The following is a 19,849-nucleotide window of genomic DNA, read 5'->3' on the forward strand; positions in this document are numbered from 1 at the left end:
GTCAGCGATCCTTCTGTTGTTAGCCTTCGTCTTTTTTGTCGTCAACCAGCGGGCTGGCGTGATGCTCGGCGTTGATCTCTTCTTCAGGCAGCGGCGCAGGCTCTGCGTCCGGCGTGATGAAGGTTTCGGTAGATACCGCCAGCGGTTGACCCAGTTTGGTCACCGACAGGCTTTGGAGCTGTTCAACCAGGTTCACTTTACCCGGTGCAAACAGGTTGATCACGGTAGAGCCCAGCTTAAAGCGCCCCATTTCCTGACCTTTCAGCAGGGCAATAGAACCTTCGGCTTCACCGGCAGGCCAGGTCCAGCGCTTGATCACGCCTTCGCGTGGTGGGGTGATGGTGCCCGCCCAGACGGTTTCGATGCTGCCTACAATGGTAGCACCCACCAGAATCTGTGCCATTGGGCCAAATTCAGTATCAAACAGGCAGATGACGCGCTCGTTACGGGCGAACAGGTTCGGCACGTTCTGTGCGGTCAGGTGGTTCACGGAGAACAGATCCCCCGGCACGTAGATCATCTCACGCAGGATACCGTTACACGGCATGTGTACGCGGTGATAGTCGCGTGGCGACAGGTAGGTGGTCGCGAAGGAACCGTTGCGGAACAGATCTGCCATCAGGTAGTTACCTGCGAGCAGCGCCTCCAGGGTGTAGTTATGGCCTTTGGCCTGCAGAATTTTGTCGTCTTCGATCTTACCGAGCTGGCTGATCACGCCGTCCGCAGGCATGACCAGCACGTTAGGATCGGTATTTAACGGGCGCACTTCGTCACGCAGCGGGCGCACGAAGAATTCGTTAAACGTGCGATAGCTGGCGGTGTCCGGCTTCTGCGCCTCTTTCATGTCGACCTTGTAGTATTTCACGAACAGGTCGATGACCAGTTTGGTCAGCCATCCCGCTCGTTTGCTTGCGCCCCAGCCCGCCAGGCGAGTGAGCCACAGTTTTGGCAGAATGTATTGAAGCGAAAGTTTGAATGAGTTTAACAAGGTAGCCTCCAGGCCATTGTTTTGTCGTTCCTGATCCGGCGGAAAAGCGCCGGAACCTGAAAAAAGGGGACGATTTTAGCGATGCTTAGCTTAGTTGTCAGTTATCAGAATCAGAAAAGTTTTTACGCGTTTTTACGTCTTCCATGCTCTCAAGAATGCGGTGATAGTTTTCGAAACGGGTTTCCGCAATCTCACCGTTCTCTACTGCCTCGCGGATGGCGCAGCCAGGGTCGTTGTCGTGCTTACAGTCGCGATATTTGCAAGCGCCTAAATAGTCATGGAATTCGACAAACCCGTTGAAGATTTGTTCCGGTTCAAGGTGCCACAGGCCAAACTCACGCACGCCCGGCGAGTCAATCACGTCGCCACCGTGCGGGAAGTGATAAAGACGCGAAGCGGTGGTGGTGTGCTGGCCCAGACCCGAAACGTTGGACACATCGTTGGTCAGGATCTCTTGCTGGAGGCCGAGAAGGTTGTTCAGCAGGCTCGATTTACCTACGCCAGATTGACCCGCAAAGATACTGATTCGGTCAGTCAGCGCTTCTTCTAACGGCTTCAGGCCATCTTTAGTGTGGCTGGAGACCATCAGCACGCGATAACCGATCTTGCGATAGATATCCATCTGCTCATTCACGAAGGCCATGCCGTCGTCATCCAGCAGATCGATCTTGTTTAGCACGATGATCGGTTCAACCTGCAGCGTTTCGCAGGCGACAAGATAACGGTCGATAATATTGAGCGAAAGCTCAGGCAAAATCGCCGAAACGATGACGATCTGGTTAATATTGGCGGCAATGGGTTTAACACCGTCGTAGAAATCAGGACGGGTCAGCACCGACGTGCGTTCATGCACGGCTTCAACGATGCCCTTAACCGTCACCCCTTCAGCGGCTTCTTTACCCGGACGCCAGACGACGCGATCGCCGGTTACCAGTGAACGGATAGTGCGACGGATATTGCAACGGTGGATATCCCCGTCGGCGGATTCGACATCGGCGTGCATACCAAAACGGCTGATCACGACGCCCTCTGTCGCTTCACCAAACAGGTTGTCGTCGTAATCCGGCTTCTCCGAAGTGGTTTTAAGACGGCGCTGGTGGTTGGCGTTTACGCGGCGCTGCTGCCCTTTGGAGAGTTTATTTTTACTCAATCGCGCTGGCTCCTGGTCGCCCGTAAGGGGCAAAACCTCTATGATACACTCTAATTAATACTAGTTAACCTGCTACTGCCGGTTATGCGAGAAGGGTGGAAAATAACATGAGCGCGGATGAAAACAACCTGATTTGGATCGATCTTGAAATGACCGGGCTGGATCCCGAGCGCGATCGCATTATTGAAATTGCAACGCTGGTCACCGATGCCAACCTGAATATTCTGGCGGAAGGGCCAACCATCGCGGTACACCAGTCTGACGATCAACTTGCACTGATGGATGAATGGAACGTGCGCACCCATACCGGTAGCGGGCTGGTAGAGCGCGTGAAGGCCAGCACCCAGGGTGACCGCGAAGCAGAGCTTGCAACCATTGAATTCCTGAAACAGTGGGTTCCGGCGGGCAAATCGCCTATCTGCGGTAACAGCATTGGTCAGGATCGTCGCTTCCTGTTTAAGTACATGCCGGAGCTGGAATCGTATTTCCACTACCGCTATCTGGATGTCAGTACCCTGAAAGAGCTGGCGCGTCGCTGGAAACCAGAAATTCTCGATGGCTTTAAAAAGCAGGGAACACACCAGGCGATGGACGACATTCGCGAGTCGGTTGCGGAGCTGGCGTACTACCGCGAAAACTTTATAAAGCTGTGATTTTGAGCCCCGGCGCCTTGCGTGGCCGGGTTTTTGTCGTTAAATTGTTCAGCTTGCCGATTAAATAAGCATTTGAACGGAATTTCAAAAAAATCCCTTTAAGGGGGGTTGCAGCTAAAAGGATTTCTCGTATAATGCGCCTCCCGTAACGACAGAGAATTACACGTTACGACGGCAACAAAAGCAGTGCAGATTTGCGGGAATAGCTCAGTTGGTAGAGCACGACCTTGCCAAGGTCGGGGTCGCGAGTTCGAGTCTCGTTTCCCGCTCCAAAATTTGAAAGTATCGAAAGATACGCCAGCACCAGAACACCCAAGCGGGAATAGCTCAGTTGGTAGAGCACGACCTTGCCAAGGTCGGGGTCGCGAGTTCGAGTCTCGTTTCCCGCTCCAAAATTTGAAAGTATCGCAAGATACGCACAGCACCAGAACACCCAAGCGGGAATAGCTCAGTTGGTAGAGCACGACCTTGCCAAGGTCGGGGTCGCGAGTTCGAGTCTCGTTTCCCGCTCCAAATTCTTCTTCATATTCAAATTATCCACAGCGAAATGCTTCGTTGGGGACGTTTTCTATTTCATCTGAAACACTTTTGTGAACAGAGTTATCCACAGAACCTGCCGTTTATCTGTGAGTGCAAAACGCTTCGCAGGGTGAATAGTATCTTTATAATCTATTGATTTATAAAAATAAAATATCATTTCAAAATGTTAGTGAGATCACTTGACCTCTTAGCCAGCCCTGATGGCGCCTGAGTTTGTAATTTTATACACAGGCTGTGAATAGTTCAGGCATCCCGCGTTAGCCCTTTTTCAATCACCCTTACCAGCCGTTGTTTCTTGGGTAACTGCACTTCGACCACGCAGGCACTTCGCTTCTCAATTTGCTGTGCAACCGCCCACTCTATGTGTTCATCGAGAAGTGGGTGCTCACCTCTACGGCTTTCGAGTGCCTGAATATTCGCTTCATCCCACGGGGCATTGCCCAGCGCAACGGCAACATTTCGCAGCCAGCGCAAATGACCGATACGGCGAATGGCCGAACCTTCCGTCACTTTCAGGAACCAGGCTTCTGTCCAGGCGAACAGCTCAATAAGCTGTGGCGCATGCAGCGCCTTACGCGGGCTGAAATCCTCTTCGTCCGTGAGCTGCGAATAGCGGTTCCACGGGCAGATCAGTTGGCAGTCGTCGCAGCCGTAGATGCGGTTACCGATAAGCGGTCGAAACTCTTCGGGAATGGCCCCTTCCAGTTCGATAGTGAGGTAGGAGATGCAGCGGCGCGCATCAACGGTGTAAGGCTCGACGATGGCGCCCGTCGGGCAGATGGTCATGCAGGCTACACAGCGGCCGCAGCCTTCTTCTACCGGGCCGTCTACCGGCAGCGGTAAATCTATCAGCAATTCACCCAGGAAAAAGAACGAACCGGCGTCTCGGCTAAGGATAAGTGAGTGCTTACCTGTCCAGCCAAGCCCCGCTTTTTCAGCGATCGGACGTTCAAGAATAGGCGCGGAATCCACAAAGGGTCTAAAATTCAGCGAAACACAGTGCTGCTGAATCATTTCCCCAAGTTTTTTTAAACGGTTACGCAGAAGCTTATGGTAGTCACGCCCCAGAGCATACCGGCTGACGTAACCCAGAGAGGGATTTTTGAGCGTGCGCGCAAAGGCCGCATTGGCGGGCAGGTAGTTCATGCGCACGCTGATGACGCGTAATGTGCCCGGCAACAACTCGTGTGGACGAGCGCGCATCATGCCATGACGCGCCATCCACTCCATTTCGCCGTGGTACTGTTTGTCCAGCCACGCCTGCAGTTTGGGCTCGCTGGCGGAGAGGTCGGTGTCGGTGATGCCGACCTTCTGGAAGCCAAGCTCAGCACCCCACTGTTTTATATTTTGCGCTAACTGATTGAGATCGAGGGGCTGTGACATGACGGACCATACGGTGAAGAAAAACCCCGCAAGTATACCACATTCCATCTGGCATGCGGATGCGCTCCGACGTGCTGAAAAAGAGGCTGCAGACAGCCTCGGCATTACCCTTTATGAACTGATGCTACGCGCGGGTGAGGCGGCGTTTAATGTTGCCCGCAGCGCGTACCCGCCTGCTGCTCACTGGCTCATTTTATGCGGGCACGGTAATAACGGCGGCGATGGCTATGTCGTCGCCCGTCTGGCCGTGGCGGCAGGTCTTCGCGTCACGTTACTGGCCGTTGAGAGCGAACATCCGCTGCCGGAAGAAGCCAGTGCGGCGCGAGAGGCCTGGCTGAACGCAGGCGGTGTGATTCATGCGTCAGATATCGTCTGGCCGGAAGAGGTGGATCTGGTCGTTGATGGTCTGCTGGGCACCGGTCTGATGCGCGCGCCCCGCGACAACGTTGCTGCACTGATTGAGCGTGCTAACGCGCATCCCGCACCGGTGGTGGCGCTGGACATCCCCTCTGGATTGCTCGCGCAAACTGGTGCGACGCCGGGGGCGGTGATTCAGGCATCACATACTGTCACCTTTATTGCTCTGAAACCGGGTCTGCTAACCGGAAAAGCGCGGGATGTGGTGGGGAAACTGCATCACAACGCGCTGGGGCTTGAAAGCTGGCTGGCAGGACAGGATACGCTAGTTTCACGATATGACGCCTCACAGCTGACCCGATGGCTGCCGCCGCGCCGTCCAACGTCCCATAAGGGCGATCACGGCAGGCTGGTGATAGTCGGGGGTGACCACGGCACGGCGGGCGCTATCCGCATGACCGGCGAGGCGGCTCTGCGCTGCGGTGCCGGTTTAGTGCGGGTGTTAACGCGTAGTGACAATATCATCCCGATCATTACCGCCCGACCGGAGCTGATGGTGCATGAACTCACGCCGCAGACGCTGGAAGAGAGCCTCGAATGGGCCGATGTCGTGGTGATCGGCCCCGGGCTTGGGCAGCAGTCCTGGGCGAAACAGGCCCTACAAAAGGTCGAGAATTTTCGTAAACCGATGCTGTGGGATGCCGACGCGCTTAACCTTCTGGCAATAAACCCGGATAAGCGTCACAATCGCATCCTGACGCCACACCCCGGCGAGGCCGCGCGGCTGCTTAACTGCAGCGTGGCAGAAATTGAAAGCGATCGCTTACTTTCTGCCCAGCGTCTGGTAAAACGTTACGGAGGTGTTGCTGTTTTGAAAGGGGCGGGAACCGTTATCGCCAGCGAGGATGCGTTGGGTATTATTGATGCCGGAAATGCGGGCATGGCGAGCGGGGGCATGGGCGATGTGCTTTCCGGCATCATTGGCGCATTGCTTGGACAGAAACTTCCCCTTTATGATGCAGCCTGTGCGGGCTGTGTGGCCCACGGCGCAGCGGCTGACCAGCTTGCTGCACGCTATGGTACGCGCGGTATGCTGGCCACCGATCTTTTTTGCACGCTACGGCGTGTTGTTAACCCGGATGTGATTGACGTAGAAAATGACTAATCGAGCGATTCTTTTACCTGATGAACAAGCCACTTTAGATTTCGGCAAGCGCGTGGCGCAGGCCTGTCAGGGGGCAACCGTCATTTATCTTTATGGTGATTTAGGTGCGGGTAAAACCACCTTCAGCCGGGGTTTTTTGCAGGCGTTAGGGCATAACGGGAATGTGAAAAGCCCAACCTACACGCTGGTAGAACCATACACCCTTGAAAATCTCATGGTGTACCACTTCGATTTATACCGCCTTGCGGATCCTGAGGAGTTGGAATTTATGGGGATCCGTGATTATTTTGCCAACGACGCCATTTGCCTGGTGGAGTGGCCGCAACAAGGTGCGGGTGTGCTGCCTGACCCGGATGTCGAAATTCACTTAGATTACCAGGCACAAGGGCGTGAGGCACGCATCAGTGCTGTTTCCTCATCAGGCAGTTCCTTACTGGCGCGACTGGCCGGTTAAGCGTAGGGATGACGGGATGAAAAATCGCGTTAAAGGTTGGTTGTTGGCTGCCACCGTGCTGCTGTGCGCGCAGGCCGGGGCGGCAAACCTCTCAGATATTCAGGTGTCGAACGGCGAAAGCCAGGCTCGGATCACGTTCAGCTTTATGGGCGACCCTGAATATGCGTTTTCACAGCCAGACAGCCACAGCGTGGCGCTGGATATCAAACAAACGGGCGTAATCCAGGGATTACCGCTGCGGTTCAGCGGTAACAACCTGGTGAAAAGTATCCGTTCGGGAACGCCGCAGGATAGTCAGTCGTTACGCCTGGTGGTCGATCTGACCGAAAAGGGCAAAACGAAGGCGGTGAAGCAGCAAAACGGGGCGAACTATACGGTGGTCTTTACCATCAATGCCGACGCACCGCCGCCACCTCCACCGCCTGCGCCAGTGGTGGCGAAGCGCGTGGAAGAACCCGTGTATACCCCGCGTCCGTCTGAACCTGCCCGTAATCCGTTTAAGTCGCAAAACGATCGCATCACAGCGGCAACCAGCAGTAATACGGTGACGCGTCCGGCGGCCAGCGCACGACGCGCGGCAGTCAGTGGTGACAAAGTGATCATCGCCATCGATGCCGGTCATGGTGGGCAGGATCCGGGCGCAATTGGCCCAGGCGGCACCCGGGAGAAAAACGTTACAATCGCAGTAGCCCGCAAGCTCAGAACGCTGTTAAACAACGATCCGATGTTCAAAGGCGTGCTCACTCGCGACGGCGACTATTTTATCTCCGTAATGGGACGCTCGGACGTGGCGCGCAAGCAGAACGCAAACTTCCTGGTCTCCATTCATGCGGATGCCGCGCCGAATCGCAGCGCGACCGGTGCCTCGGTATGGGTACTGTCGAATCGTCGCGCCAACAGCGAAATGGCCAACTGGCTTGAAGAGCATGAGAAGCAGTCCGAACTGCTGGGTGGCGCAGGGGACGTGCTGGCGAACAGCCAGTCTGACCCGTATCTTAGCCAGGCGGTGCTGGATTTACAGTTCGGTCATTCCCAGCGCGTCGGGTATGATGTCGCCACTAACGTACTGAACCAGCTGCAGGGCATCGGGGCATTGCACAAGCGCCGTCCGGAGCATGCGAGCCTTGGTGTTCTGCGTTCGCCGGATATTCCGTCGATCCTCGTTGAGACGGGTTTTATCAGCAACAACGGTGAAGAGCGCCTGCTGGGAAGCGATAGCTACCAGCAGCAGATTGCCGAAGCGATTTATAACGGTCTGCGTAAATATTTTGAAGCCCATCCGCTTCAGTCCGCGCCGCAAAGCGGTGCAGGCCAGACGGCCAGTGCCGCGCTGCCGGGTGAGATGACCGCCACAAATTAAGGAGAGTTCATGCCGATTCAGGTTCTACCGCCGCAGCTCGCGAACCAAATCGCCGCCGGTGAGGTGGTGGAGCGCCCTGCGTCGGTGGTGAAGGAACTGGTGGAAAACAGCCTTGATGCGGGGGCAACCCGCATTGATATTGATATCGAACGCGGCGGCGCAAAGCTTATTCGTATTCGTGACAACGGCTGTGGCATCAAAAAAGACGAGCTGGCGCTGGCGCTGGCGCGTCACGCCACCAGTAAAATTGCCTCTCTGGACGATCTGGAGGCCATTATCAGCCTGGGTTTTCGCGGTGAAGCGCTGGCCAGTATCAGTTCCGTCTCCCGCTTAACGTTGACCTCCCGCACCGCGGAACAGCAGGAAGCCTGGCAGGCCTACGCTGAAGGGCGCGATATGGATGTCACGGTCAAACCTGCGGCGCACCCTGTCGGCACTACGCTTGAAGTGCTGGACCTGTTCTATAACACCCCAGCCCGACGCAAGTTCATGCGTACCGAGAAGACCGAATTCGGACACATCGATGAGATCATTCGCCGTATCGCGCTGGCGCGATTCGATGTCACCATCAACCTCAGCCATAACGGCAAGGTGATGCGCCAGTATCGTGCGGTGGCGGAAGGTGGTCAGAAGGAGCGCCGGTTAGGGGCTATCTGCGGCACGCCGTTCCTTGAAAAAGCGCTGGCGATTGAATGGCAGCATGGCGATCTGGCGCTGCGCGGCTGGGTGGCCGATCCGAATGCGAGCAGCGCAGCATTTGCCGAGATACAGTACTGCTACGTAAATGGCCGCATGATGCGCGACCGCCTGATCAACCACGCCATTCGTCAGGCCTGTGAAGACAAACTCGGCGCGGACCAACAGCCCGCGTTTGTGCTTTATCTGGAGATCGACCCCCATCAGGTGGATGTGAACGTCCACCCTGCCAAGCATGAGGTGCGGTTCCACCAGTCACGTCTGGTTCATGACTTTATTTACCAGGGTGTTGTCACGGTATTGCAGCAGCAGGCGGAGCCAACGCTGCCGCAGGAAAACGACGCCCCGGCACTGCGTCCGCTGCCGGAAAACCGGGTGGCGGCAGGCCGCAACCACTTTGCTGAACCCGCCGCAGTCCGCGAACCGGCGGCTCCGCGTTTCTCAGCGGCGGGCAGCGCGCCTCGTCCTACGGGTGCGAACTACCCCAACGCTCAGCCGGGTTATCAGAAGCAGCAAGGGGCGTTGTACCGCAAACTGCTTGATACGCCCGCCGTGGAACGTAAAGAGCATATCGAGGTATCACAACCTTCACTGGACGGGCATAGCCAGAGCTTTGGTCGTGTACTGACGATTGTTGCTCCGGATATGGCATTGCTCGAACGCGAGGGGAAACTGATGCTACTGGCGTTGCCGGTGGCGGAACGTTGGCTTAAACAGGCGCAGCTGACGCCAGGGGAAAATGCCGCCTGCGCGCAGCCGTTGCTGATCCCGGTTCGGTTAAAAGTATCCCCTGAGGAAACAGGGGTTTTGCAGCGTGCACAGGCGCTTCTTGCCGAAATGGGCATAGAAATCGTACTGGAAGCGCAGCATGTGACAATTCGCGCAGTGCCTTTACCCTTACGCCAACAAAATTTACAAAACTTGATTCCTGAACTGATAGGCTACCTGGCGCAGCAAACGTCGTTTGATGCCGCCAACACCGCGCAGTGGATCGCTCGCCATCTGGCTAGCGAACACTCACCGTGGAGTATGGCGCAGGCGATTACCGTGTTGGCAGAGGTTGAACGCCTTTGCCCACATCTGGTGAAAACGCCGCCGGGTGGATTATTACAACCTGTTGATTTAAAAACGGCGATGACCGCCCTGAGACATGATTGAAGTAAGTAAGGCGAGCCTGCCTAAGGCGATTTTTTTAATGGGCCCTACGGCCTCCGGTAAAACAGCGTTAGCCATTGAGCTACGTAAAGTTTTGCCTGTAGAGTTGATTAGCGTGGATTCCGCCCTCATTTATCGAGGGATGGACATTGGCACGGCGAAGCCAGACGCAGACGAACTGCGCGCGGCACCGCACCGTTTACTGGATATTCTCGACCCGGCTCAGGCGTACTCCGCAGCAGACTTTCGCCGCGATGCCTTAGCCGAGATGGCCGACATTACCGCTGCGGGACGAATACCGCTACTGGTTGGCGGTACCATGCTGTACTTCAAGGCGCTGCTGGAGGGGCTATCACCTCTGCCATCGGCAGATCCGGACGTACGAGCCAGAATTGAGCAGCAGGCGGCAGAGCAGGGATGGGACGTTTTGCACCGGCAACTGGCGGAGATTGACCCGGTTGCGTCAGCGCGAATCCATCCGAATGATCCGCAAAGGCTTTCCCGGGCACTGGAAGTTTTTTTCATTTCGGGTAAAACTTTAACGGAACTGACGCAAACGTCAGGAGACGCTCTGCCGTATCAGGTGCATCAGTTCGCCATCGCCCCGGCGAGCCGTGAACTGCTCCATCAACGAATTGAGCAGCGTTTTCATCAGATGTTAGCTTCAGATTTTGAAGCAGAAGTGCGGGCGCTATTTGCCCGTGGAGATTTGCATACGGACATGCCTTCCATTCGTTGTGTGGGATACCGCCAGATGTGGTCATATCTTGAAGGTGAGATTTCATACGATGAAATGGTTTATCGAGGTGTTTGCGCCACGAGGCAGTTAGCGAAGCGCCAGATCACCTGGTTGCGCGGTTGGGACGGCGTTCACTGGTTAGACAGTGAAAAACCGCAACAGGCGTTAAACGAAGTGATTGAGGTTGTTGGTGATATCGCTGACTGAATGTGTACAATTGAGACGTATCGTGCGCAATTTTTCAGAATCGCAAGGTTCTAAGTACAAAACAAGCATATAAGGAAAAGATAGAATGGCTAAGGGGCAATCTTTACAAGATCCGTTCCTGAACGCATTGCGTCGGGAACGTGTTCCAGTTTCTATTTATTTGGTGAATGGTATTAAGCTGCAAGGTCAGATTGAGTCTTTCGATCAGTTCGTGATTCTATTGAAAAACACGGTCAGTCAGATGGTCTACAAGCACGCTATTTCTACTGTTGTTCCGTCCCGTCCGGTATCTCATCACAGCAATAACGCTGGCGGCGGCACTGGTAGTAACTACCATCATGGCAGCAACGCACAGGGTTCTTCAACGCCTGCGCAGGACAGCGACGAGACCGAATAAGGTTTCGCACTGTTATCCACACGGGGAGCCAGGGATCCTGCGTTCCCCGCTGATCTTTTTAGAGAGGTTTACGCTTGTTTGACCGTTATGATGCCGGTGAGCAGGCGGTGCTGGTACACATCTATTTTTCGCAAGACAAAGATATGGAAGACCTCCAGGAGTTTGAATCTCTGGTCTCTTCCGCCGGTGTCGAAGCAATGCAGGTGATTACCGGTAGCCGTAAAGCGCCGCACCCAAAGTATTTTGTTGGTGAAGGTAAAGCAGTCGAAATTGCGGATGCCGTAAAAGCAACCGGCGCGTCAGTCGTGTTGTTTGATCATGCGCTGTCTCCAGCCCAGGAGCGCAACCTGGAAGCCCTTTGCGAATGCCGTGTTATCGATCGCACGGGATTGATTTTAGATATTTTTGCTCAGCGTGCGCGTACCCACGAAGGTAAGCTGCAGGTTGAACTGGCGCAGCTGCGCCATCTGGCAACGCGTCTTGTGCGTGGCTGGACACACCTTGAAAGACAAAAAGGCGGGATTGGTTTGCGCGGCCCGGGTGAAACCCAGCTCGAAACCGACCGTCGTTTGCTGCGTGGCCGTATTACCCAGATCCTCTCACGTCTGGAAAGAGTTGAGAAGCAGCGTGAGCAGGGACGTCGGGCGCGAACGAAAGCCGATATCCCGACGGTGTCGCTGGTGGGCTATACCAACGCCGGTAAATCCACCCTGTTTAACCAGATCACCGAGGCCCAGGTTTATGCCGCAGACCAGCTGTTTGCGACTCTGGACCCGACGCTGCGCCGTATTGACGTTGCAGACGTCGGTGAGACGGTGCTGGCGGATACCGTAGGGTTTATCCGTCATTTGCCGCATGACCTGGTGGCGGCGTTTAAAGCGACGCTGCAGGAGACGCGACAGGCGACCCTGCTGCTGCACGTGATTGATGCGGCAGACGTGCGCGTTCAGGAGAACATCGACGCGGTAAACGTGGTGCTCGAAGAGATTGACGCCCACGAAATCCCAACGCTGTTGGTGATGAACAAGATCGATATGCTGGACGATTTCGAACCGCGCATCGATCGAGATGAAGAGAACAAACCGATTCGGGTCTGGCTTTCTGCCCAGACCGGTATCGGTGTGCCACTGCTTTTCCAGGCTTTGACAGAACGTCTTTCCGGTGAGGTCGCCCAGCATACGCTGCGATTGCCGCCACAGGAAGGCAGGCTGCGCAGCCGGTTTTATCAGCTTCAGGCGATAGAAAAAGAGTGGATGGAGGATGACGGCAGCGTGGGGATGCAGGTGCGTATGCCGATCGTTGACTGGCGTCGCCTCTGTAAACAAGAACCTGCGCTGGCGGACTATATCGTCTGATCAGAAAGGGGAAGCCTGAAAAATTCGCCCTTGCATAACAAATATGGAGCATATACATGGCGTGGAATCAGCCCGGTAATAACGGACAAGACCGCGACCCGTGGGGAAGCAGCAATAATCAAGGCGGCAACTCTGGGGGAAATGGCAACAAAGGTGGTCGCGAGCAGGGGCCGCCGGATCTGGATGATATCTTCCGCAAGCTGAGCAAAAAGCTTGGTGGCCTTGGCGGAGGAAAAGGTTCTGGCTCGGGTGGCAGTTCCAGCCAGGGACCGCGCCCGCAATTAGGGGGCCGCCTGGTGGGCATCGTTGCTGCCGGGCTGGTGATCGTCTGGGCAGCCAGCGGGTTCTACACCATTAAAGAAGCAGAACGCGGCGTGGTCACCCGTTTCGGTAAGTTCAGCCACCTGGTTGAGCCGGGCCTGAACTGGAAGCCGACCTTCATTGATGACGTGACCGCAGTTAACGTGGAGTCCGTCCGTGAACTGGCCGCTTCTGGCGTGATGCTGACCTCGGACGAAAACGTGGTGCGCGTTGAGATGAACGTGCAGTACCGCGTGACGGATCCTGAGCGTTATCTGTTTAGCGTGACCAGCGCCGATGACAGCCTGCGTCAGGCGACCGACAGCGCCCTGCGTGGTGTGATCGGCAAATACACCATGGACCGCATCCTGACCGAAGGTCGTACCGTTATTCGTAGCGATACCCAGCGCGAGCTGGAAGAGACGATTCGTCCGTACAACATGGGTATCACCCTGCTGGACGTCAACTTCCAGGCTGCGCGTCCGCCGGAAGAGGTGAAGGCCGCGTTTGATGATGCGATTGCTGCCCGTGAAAACGAACAGCAGTACATCCGCGAAGCAGAAGCGTACACCAACGAAGTTCAGCCGCGCGCTAACGGTCAGGCGCAGCGTATTCTGGAAGAGGCGCGTGCGTATAAGACCCAGACCATCCTGGAAGCTCAGGGTGAAGTGGCTCGCTTCGCGCGCATCCTGCCGGAATACAAAGCCGCCCCGGAAATTACCCGCGAGCGTCTGTATATCGAGACTATGGAAAAAGTGCTGAGCCACACCCGCAAAGTGCTGGTTAACGACAGCAAAGGCGGAAACCTGATGGTTCTGCCGCTGGATCAGATGCTGAAAGGCGGTTCTGCACCGGCAGCGAAAGACACCAGCGGAGCGAACAACCTGCTGCGTCTGCCGCCAGCCTCATCAGGCAGCTCCAGCGCGAACACAACGCCTTCTTCGAACGATGGTGACATTATGGACCAACGCCGTGCTAACGCGCAGCGTAACGACTACCAGCGTCAGGGGGAATAAGGATGCGTAAGTCAGTTATTGCGATCATCGTCATCGTACTGGTCGTGCTGTATACCTCGATCTTTGTGGTGAAAGAGGGCGAGCGTGGGATCAAGTTCCAGTTCAGCAGCGTCGTGCGTGATGGCGACAAACGTCCGGTGATTTACGAGCCGGGCCTGCACTTCAAGGTGCCGTTCATTCAGTCTGTGAAAACGCTCGATGCGCGTATCCAGACCATGGATAACCAGGCTGACCGTTTCGTGACTAAAGAGAAGAAAGACCTGATCGTTGATTCCTACATCAAATGGCGTATCAGCGATTTCAGCCGCTACTTCCTGGCAACGGGCGGCGGTGACGTTTCTCAGGCAGAAGTGCTGCTGAAACGTAAGTTCTCTGACCGTCTGCGTTCTGAAATTGGTCGTCTTGATGTGAAAGACATCGTGACCGACTCCCGCGGTCGTCTGACCCTGGAAGTGCGCGATGCGCTGAACTCCGGTACAGCGGGCACCGAAGACGAAGTGGCAACGCCAGCAGCGGATGACGCGATTGCTAAAGCGGCCGAACGCGTTCAGGCTGAAACCAACGGTAAAGTGCCGGTGATCAACCCGAACAGTATGGCCGCGCTGGGTATTGAAGTGGTTGACGTGCGTATCAAGCAAATCAACCTGCCAGCGGAAGTGTCCGAGGCGATCTACAACCGTATGCGCGCCGAGCGTGAAGCGGTAGCCCGTCGTCACCGTTCACAGGGTCAGGAAGAGGCTGAAAAACTGCGTGCCGCTGCGGACTACGAAGTGACCAAGACGCTTGCAGAGTCTGAACGTCAGGGTCGTATTCTGCGCGGTGAAGGCGATGCCGAAGCGGCGAAGCTGTTTGCTGATGCCTTCAGTCAGGATCCAGACTTCTATGCCTTTATCCGTAGCCTGCGTGCTTACGAGAATAGCTTCCAGAGCAACCAGGATGTGATGGTGCTCAGCCCGGACAGCGATTTCTTCCGTTATATGAAGACGCCGACCAACGCAACGCGATAAACTCAGACCCGTTTGAGTATTCAAACCACCGCTCTCAACGGAGCGGTGGTTTTCTTTTATAAGGACTAAAAATGAATTCAACGATCTGGCTCGCGCTGGCTCTGGTTTTGGTGCTTGAAGGTCTCGGACCGATGCTTTACCCGCGCGCCTGGCGTCGAATGATCGCGACGATGAGCCAACTCCCGGATAATATTTTGCGTCGTTTTGGCGGCGGTCTTGTGGTTGCGGGCATTGTGATCTACTACATGTTGAGGAAAACGATTGGCTGATCAAAAAGTAGGCGCAATCGGCGTGTTTTGAGGTCAAAAAGTGCTGTATATCTGAAAAAGCGATGGTAGAATCCATTTTTAAGCAAACGGTGATTTTGAAAAAAAATGGGTAACAACGTCGTCGTACTGGGCACCCAATGGGGTGACGAAGGTAAAGGGAAGATTGTTGATCTTCTGACTGAACGGGCTAAATATGTTGTACGCTACCAGGGCGGTCACAACGCAGGCCATACTCTCGTAATCAACGGTGAAAAAACCGTCCTCCATCTTATTCCATCAGGCATTCTTCGCGAAAACGTCACCAGCATCATCGGTAACGGCGTTGTGCTGTCTCCTGCTGCGCTGATGAAAGAGATGAAAGGTCTGGAAGACCGTGGTATCCCTGTTCGTGAGCGTCTGCTGCTCTCTGAAGCCTGCCCGCTGATCCTGGATTATCATGTGGCGCTGGACGTTGCGCGTGAAAAAGCGCGTGGCGCGAAAGCGATTGGTACCACCGGTCGTGGTATCGGCCCGGCTTACGAAGATAAAGTTGCACGTCGCGGTCTGCGCGTGGGCGATCTCTTCGACAAAGCGACCTTCGCTGAAAAACTGAAAGAAGTGATGGAATATCACAACTTCCAGCTGGTGAATTTCTACAAAGCGGACGCTGTTGACTACCAGAAAGTGCTGGATGACGTCATGGCGATTGCAGACATTCTGACCGGTATGGTTGTTGATGTGTCCGATCTGCTGGACCAGGCGCGCAAGCGTGGCGATTTCGTCATGTTCGAAGGTGCGCAGGGTACGCTGCTGGACATCGACCACGGTACCTATCCGTACGTAACCTCTTCTAACACCACCGCGGGTGGCGTGGCAACCGGCTCTGGCCTGGGTCCACGTTATGTGGATTACGTTCTGGGCATCATCAAAGCGTACTCCACTCGCGTGGGTGCGGGTCCATTCCCGACCGAACTGTTTGATGAAACCGGCGAGTTCCTGTGCAAGCAGGGTAACGAGTTTGGCGCGACCACCGGTCGTCGTCGTCGTACCGGCTGGCTGGACGCGGTTGCAGTGCGTCGTGCAGTGCAGATCAACTCCCTGTCTGGCTTCTGCCTGACCAAGCTGGACGTACTGGACGGCCTGAAAGAAGTGAAAATCTGCGTAGGCTACCGTATGCCAGATGGCCGCGAAGTGACCACCACTCCGCTGGCTGCTGACGACTGGGAAGGCATCGAGCCAATCTACGAAACCATGCCGGGCTGGTCAGAGACCACCTTCGGTGTGAAAGAGCGTAGCGGCCTACCGCAGGCGGCGCTGGATTACATCAAGCGCATTGAAGAACTGACCGAAGTGCCGATTGATATTATTTCTACCGGCCCGGATCGTACTGAAACGATGATCCTGCGCGACCCGTTCGACGCATAATGATGGTTTCGCCCGGCGGCGCTGCGCTTGCCGGGCCTACAAAACCCATCGCAGGCCGGATAAGCAACGCGCATCCGGCTTTTTCGTCCTCCTTCCCCCTTTCAGTTCAAATAAATTAGCCCCTAACTATCTGGCTGGTTTATCATCATTAATGAATATCTCTGCGGTTTAACCGCGTTTTCCCTTTTTTCCTGAGGTTGATGTGCAGTTAACAAGTTTCACCGATTACGGCTTACGTGCGCTGATTTACATGGCGTCGTTACCCGAGGGGAAGATGACCAGTATCTCTGAAGTCACAGAGGTCTACGGCGTATCCCGTAATCATATGGTCAAAATAATCAATCAACTTAGCCGTGCCGGATACGTTGCTGCCGTCCGCGGGAAGAATGGTGGGATCCGTCTCGGTAAACCGGCACAGAGTATTCGTGTTGGGGATGTGGTACGTGAACTGGAGCCGCTGTCTCTGGTGAATTGCAGCAGCGAGTTCTGCCACATTACCCCCGCTTGCCGCCTGAAACAGGCGCTTTCTAAGGCCGTGCAAAGTTTTCTCATGGAACTGGATAACTACACGCTGGCCGATTTGGTTGAAGAGAATCAACCGCTTTATAAATTATTGCTGGTGGAATGAAGAAAATTTCCACCGGAGCTGACAACGGAGGAACCGACATGTCACATGATCCTTTCCAGGAACGCGAAGCTGAAAAATACGCGAATCCTATCCCTAGCCGCGAGTTCATCATTGAACACTTAACAAAACGCGAAAAACCCGCCAATCGTGAAGAACTTGCCGTTGAATTAAACATTGAAGGTGAAGAGCAAATTGAAGCCCTTCGCCGTCGCCTGCGCGCGATGGAGCGTGACGGGCAACTGGTCTTTACCCGCCGCCAGTGCTACGCGCTGCCAGAACGCCTCGATCTGCTGAAAGGGACCGTCATTGGTCACCGGGATGGCTTTGGCTTCCTGCGCGTGGAAGGCCGCAAAGACGATCTGTACCTCTCATCTGAGCAGATGAAGATGTGTATCCACGGCGATCAGATCCTGGCGCAGCCGCTGGGTGCGGATCGTAAAGGTCGCCGCGAAGCGCGCGTGGTGCGCGTGCTGGTGCCAAAAACCAGCCAGATTGTCGGCCGCTACTTTACCGACGCGGGCGTGGGCTTTGTGGTACCGGACGACAGCCGCCTGAGCTTCGATATTCTGATCCCACCTGAAGAGGTGATGGGCGCACGCATGGGCTTTGTGGTGGTGGTGGAACTCACCCAGCGCCCAACCCGTCGCACCAAAGCCGTCGGTAAAATCGTCGAAGTGCTGGGCGATAACATGGGCACCACGATGGCTGTTGATATGGCGCTGCGTACCCATGAGATCCCCTACGTTTGGCCGAAAGCGGTTGAAGATCAGATCGAAAGCCTGCGCGAAGAAGTGCCGGAAGAGTCCAAAGTGGGCCGCGTGGATCTGCGCTCCCTGCCGCTGGTCACTATTGATGGCGAAGACGCCCGCGACTTTGATGACGCCGTATACTGTGAGAAAAAACGCGGTGGCGGCTGGCGTCTGTGGGTTGCTATCGCTGACGTAAGCTATTATGTCCGTCCGCATACGCCGCTGGATAACGAAGCGCGCAGCCGCGGTACGTCGGTCTACTTCCCGTCTCAGGTAGTGCCGATGCTGCCGGAAGTGCTGTCTAACGGTCTGTGCTCCCTGAACCCGCAGGTTGACCGTCTTTGCATGGTCTGCGAGATGACCATCTCTACCAAAGGGCGCTTAACCGGCTTCAAATTCTACGAAGCGGTGATGAGCTCGCACGCGCGTCTGACCTATACCAAGGTCTGGCATATGTTGCAGGGCGACCAGGATCTGCGCGAGCAGTACGCGCCGCTGGTCAAACACATCGAAGAGCTGCATAACCTCTACAAAACGCTGGAACAGGCGCGCGAAGAGCGCGGCGGGATTTCGTTTGAGAGCGAAGAGGCGAAGTTTATCTTTAACGCCGAGCGTCGTATCGAGCGCATCGAGCAGACCCAGCGCAACGATGCGCATAAGCTGATTGAAGAGTGCATGATACTGGCGAACATCTCGGCGGCACGTTTCGTTGAGAAAGCCAAAGAGCCAGCGCTGTTCCGTATTCACGATAAGCCAACCACGGAAGCCATTACCTCGTTCCGATCCGTGCTGGCTGAGCTGGGCCTGGAGCTGCCGGGCGGCAATAAGCCCGAGCCGCGCGATTACGCCGAGCTGCTGGAATCCATTGGCGACCGTCCTGACGCAGAAATGCTGCAGACCATGCTGCTGCGCTCTATGAAGCAGGCTATCTACGATCCGGAAAACCGCGGTCACTTCGGCCTGGCGCTGCAGTCTTACGCCCACTTCACGTCGCCGATCCGTCGTTATCCTGACCTTTCCCTGCACCGTGCGATCAAGTATCTGCTGGCGCAGGAGCAGGGCCACAAAGGGAACACCACCGAAACCGGCGGCTACCACTATTCGATGGAAGAGATGCTGCAGCTGGGTCAGCACTGCTCCATGACCGAACGTCGTGCCGATGAAGCTACCCGCGACGTGGCGGACTGGCTGAAGTGTGACTTTATGCTGGATCAGGTAGGGAACGTCTTCAAAGGCGTGATTGCCAGCGTGACCGGCTTTGGTTTCTTCGTTCGTCTGGACGAGCTGTTTATCGACGGTCTGGTGCACGTCTCCAGCCTGGATAACGACTACTACCGCTTCGACCAGGTCGGTCAGCGACTGATTGGCGAGTCTGGCGGCCAGACCTACCGTCTGGGTGACCGTGTGGAAGTGAAGGTCGAAGCCGTGAATATGGATGACCGTAAAATCGACTTCAGCCTGATCTCCAGCGAGCGCGCGCCGCGTAACGTCGGCAAAACCGAGCGTGAGAAAGCGAAAAAAGGCGGTAACGGTAAACCGGGCGGCGGTAAACGTCGCCAGGCGGGCAAAAAGGTAAACTTCGAGCCGGACAGCGCGTTCCGCGGCGAGAAGAAACAGAAGCCGAAGGCGGCGAAGAAAGAAGCGCGCTCAGCGAAAAAACCTTCCGCTAAAACGCAGAAAATAGCGGCCGCGACCAAAGCGAAGCGCGCAGCGAAAAAAAATACCGCGCAGTAATTTCGTCCCCATAACCCCTTTCCAACGGAAGGGGTTATTCTTTTTTGCCGTAAGACATTCCATAACAGAATAGATAGCGGCCTTATCAACCCATTTTCCCTGCTTATTCATTTTCTGGTAATCGTTATTTATTATTTTTGATT

17 protein-coding genes and 3 tRNA genes are annotated in these 19,849 nt (G+C 55.4%); 17 read left to right on the forward strand and 3 right to left on the reverse strand.

The window, feature by feature from the left end; genetic code table 11:
• Positions 1-19: 19 nt before the first annotated feature.
• The gene (gene asd, locus N2K86_RS01890) at positions 20-988 is read right to left on the reverse strand and encodes an archaetidylserine decarboxylase (RefSeq protein WP_260660273.1); all 969 of its coding nucleotides are present in this window, start codon (positions 986-988) and stop codon (positions 20-22) included.
• 97 nt (positions 989-1,085) lie between these two features.
• Complete coding sequence (gene rsgA, locus N2K86_RS01895) at positions 1,086-2,138, reverse strand: small ribosomal subunit biogenesis GTPase RsgA (RefSeq protein WP_010427739.1); 1,053 nt, start codon at positions 2,136-2,138, stop codon at positions 1,086-1,088.
• A gap of 107 nt (positions 2,139-2,245) precedes the next feature.
• On the opposite strand from rsgA, the gene orn reads away from it, so the two are divergent.
• The 4 genes from orn to N2K86_RS01915 all read left to right on the forward strand — a co-directional run bounded on the left by orn (position 2,246) and on the right by N2K86_RS01915 (position 3,304).
• Positions 2,246-2,791, forward strand: coding sequence for an oligoribonuclease (orn, locus tag N2K86_RS01900; RefSeq protein ID WP_089600925.1), 546 nt, complete (start codon positions 2,246-2,248; stop codon positions 2,789-2,791).
• Between the two features lie 196 nt (positions 2,792-2,987).
• Positions 2,988-3,063: transfer RNA gene (locus tag N2K86_RS01905), tRNA-Gly, on the forward strand.
• A gap of 44 nt (positions 3,064-3,107) precedes the next feature.
• A tRNA-Gly gene (locus N2K86_RS01910) sits at positions 3,108-3,183 on the forward strand.
• A 45-nt stretch (positions 3,184-3,228) separates the two neighbouring features.
• Positions 3,229-3,304, forward strand: a tRNA-Gly gene (locus tag N2K86_RS01915).
• 270 nt (positions 3,305-3,574) lie between these two features.
• On the opposite strand, the gene queG is transcribed toward N2K86_RS01915, so the two are convergent.
• The gene (queG, locus tag N2K86_RS01920) at positions 3,575-4,714 is read right to left on the reverse strand and encodes a tRNA epoxyqueuosine(34) reductase QueG (RefSeq protein WP_260660274.1); all 1,140 of its coding nucleotides are present in this window, start codon (positions 4,712-4,714) and stop codon (positions 3,575-3,577) included.
• Between queG and nnr the strand changes: the two genes are divergently transcribed.
• The 13 genes from nnr to rnr all read left to right on the forward strand — a co-directional run bounded on the left by nnr (position 4,713) and on the right by rnr (position 19,706).
• On the forward strand, positions 4,713-6,236 hold the full coding sequence (gene nnr / locus N2K86_RS01925; RefSeq protein WP_260660275.1) for a bifunctional ADP-dependent NAD(P)H-hydrate dehydratase/NAD(P)H-hydrate epimerase: 1,524 nt from the start codon (positions 4,713-4,715) through the stop codon (positions 6,234-6,236). The two genes, queG and nnr, sit on opposite strands and share 2 nt — an antisense overlap.
• A complete protein-coding gene (tsaE, locus tag N2K86_RS01930) occupies positions 6,229-6,690 on the forward strand; it encodes a tRNA (adenosine(37)-N6)-threonylcarbamoyltransferase complex ATPase subunit type 1 TsaE (protein WP_260660276.1) in 462 nt (153 codons plus the stop codon). The genes nnr and tsaE overlap by 8 nt, the downstream gene beginning before the upstream one ends.
• A 16-nt stretch (positions 6,691-6,706) precedes the next feature.
• Positions 6,707-8,050: an N-acetylmuramoyl-L-alanine amidase AmiB gene (amiB, locus tag N2K86_RS01935; protein ID WP_260660277.1), complete on the forward strand. Its 1,344-nt coding sequence runs from the start codon at positions 6,707-6,709 to the stop codon at positions 8,048-8,050.
• 9 nt (positions 8,051-8,059) lie between these two features.
• Positions 8,060-9,904, forward strand: a complete 1,845-nt coding sequence (mutL, locus tag N2K86_RS01940) for a DNA mismatch repair endonuclease MutL (RefSeq protein ID WP_260660278.1) — start codon at positions 8,060-8,062, stop codon at positions 9,902-9,904.
• Entirely contained in the window at positions 9,897-10,847 is a 951-nt protein-coding gene (gene miaA, locus N2K86_RS01945) for a tRNA (adenosine(37)-N6)-dimethylallyltransferase MiaA (protein WP_260660279.1), read from the forward strand. The genes mutL and miaA overlap by 8 nt, the downstream gene beginning before the upstream one ends.
• A gap of 85 nt (positions 10,848-10,932) precedes the next feature.
• A complete protein-coding gene (gene hfq / locus N2K86_RS01950; RefSeq protein ID WP_008502919.1) occupies positions 10,933-11,244 on the forward strand; it encodes an RNA chaperone Hfq in 312 nt (103 codons plus the stop codon).
• 74 nt (positions 11,245-11,318) lie between these two features.
• The gene (gene hflX, locus N2K86_RS01955) at positions 11,319-12,599 is read left to right on the forward strand and encodes a ribosome rescue GTPase HflX (protein ID WP_010427502.1); all 1,281 of its coding nucleotides are present in this window, start codon (positions 11,319-11,321) and stop codon (positions 12,597-12,599) included.
• Between the two features lie 56 nt (positions 12,600-12,655).
• On the forward strand, positions 12,656-13,915 hold the full coding sequence (gene hflK / locus N2K86_RS01960) for an FtsH protease activity modulator HflK (RefSeq protein WP_028015254.1): 1,260 nt from the start codon (positions 12,656-12,658) through the stop codon (positions 13,913-13,915).
• A 2-nt stretch (positions 13,916-13,917) separates the two neighbouring features.
• Positions 13,918-14,922, forward strand: coding sequence for a protease modulator HflC (gene hflC, locus N2K86_RS01965; protein ID WP_260660280.1), 1,005 nt, complete (start codon positions 13,918-13,920; stop codon positions 14,920-14,922).
• A 71-nt stretch (positions 14,923-14,993) separates the two neighbouring features.
• On the forward strand, positions 14,994-15,191 hold the full coding sequence (locus tag N2K86_RS01970; RefSeq protein WP_003855996.1) for a DUF2065 domain-containing protein: 198 nt from the start codon (positions 14,994-14,996) through the stop codon (positions 15,189-15,191).
• A gap of 105 nt (positions 15,192-15,296) precedes the next feature.
• Positions 15,297-16,595, forward strand: a complete 1,299-nt coding sequence (locus tag N2K86_RS01975) for an adenylosuccinate synthase (protein WP_006178975.1) — start codon at positions 15,297-15,299, stop codon at positions 16,593-16,595.
• A 202-nt stretch (positions 16,596-16,797) separates the two neighbouring features.
• The gene (nsrR, locus tag N2K86_RS01980) at positions 16,798-17,223 is read left to right on the forward strand and encodes a nitric oxide-sensing transcriptional repressor NsrR (protein ID WP_111965420.1); all 426 of its coding nucleotides are present in this window, start codon (positions 16,798-16,800) and stop codon (positions 17,221-17,223) included.
• A 38-nt stretch (positions 17,224-17,261) separates the two neighbouring features.
• On the forward strand, positions 17,262-19,706 hold the full coding sequence (gene rnr / locus N2K86_RS01985; RefSeq protein WP_260660281.1) for a ribonuclease R: 2,445 nt from the start codon (positions 17,262-17,264) through the stop codon (positions 19,704-19,706).
• Positions 19,707-19,849 lie beyond the last annotated feature (143 nt).

The sequence above is a fragment of the Enterobacter mori genome (assembly GCF_025244905.1).
Lineage (GTDB): Bacteria > Pseudomonadota > Gammaproteobacteria > Enterobacterales > Enterobacteriaceae > Enterobacter > Enterobacter mori_A.

Bases quoted from the DNA above. Each gene is read 5' to 3' on its own strand.
- nnr (WP_260660275.1), top strand. From the start codon at position 4,713: ATGACGGACCATACGGTGAAGAAAAACCCCGCAAGTATACCACATTCC.
- miaA (WP_260660279.1), top strand. From the start codon at position 9,897: ATGATTGAAGTAAGTAAGGCGAGCCTGCCTAAGGCGATTTTTTTAATG.
- orn (WP_089600925.1), top strand. From the start codon at position 2,246: ATGAGCGCGGATGAAAACAACCTGATTTGGATCGATCTTGAAATGACC.
- mutL (WP_260660278.1), top strand. From the start codon at position 8,060: ATGCCGATTCAGGTTCTACCGCCGCAGCTCGCGAACCAAATCGCCGCC.
- hfq (WP_008502919.1), top strand. From the start codon at position 10,933: ATGGCTAAGGGGCAATCTTTACAAGATCCGTTCCTGAACGCATTGCGT.
- rnr (WP_260660281.1), top strand. From the start codon at position 17,262: ATGTCACATGATCCTTTCCAGGAACGCGAAGCTGAAAAATACGCGAAT.
- tsaE (WP_260660276.1), top strand. From the start codon at position 6,229: ATGACTAATCGAGCGATTCTTTTACCTGATGAACAAGCCACTTTAGAT.
- N2K86_RS01975 (WP_006178975.1), top strand. From the start codon at position 15,297: ATGGGTAACAACGTCGTCGTACTGGGCACCCAATGGGGTGACGAAGGT.
- hflK (WP_028015254.1), top strand. From the start codon at position 12,656: ATGGCGTGGAATCAGCCCGGTAATAACGGACAAGACCGCGACCCGTGG.
- N2K86_RS01970 (WP_003855996.1), top strand. From the start codon at position 14,994: ATGAATTCAACGATCTGGCTCGCGCTGGCTCTGGTTTTGGTGCTTGAA.
- hflC (WP_260660280.1), top strand. From the start codon at position 13,918: ATGCGTAAGTCAGTTATTGCGATCATCGTCATCGTACTGGTCGTGCTG.
- queG (WP_260660274.1), bottom strand. From the start codon at position 4,714: ATGTCACAGCCCCTCGATCTCAATCAGTTAGCGCAAAATATAAAACAG.
- amiB (WP_260660277.1), top strand. From the start codon at position 6,707: ATGAAAAATCGCGTTAAAGGTTGGTTGTTGGCTGCCACCGTGCTGCTG.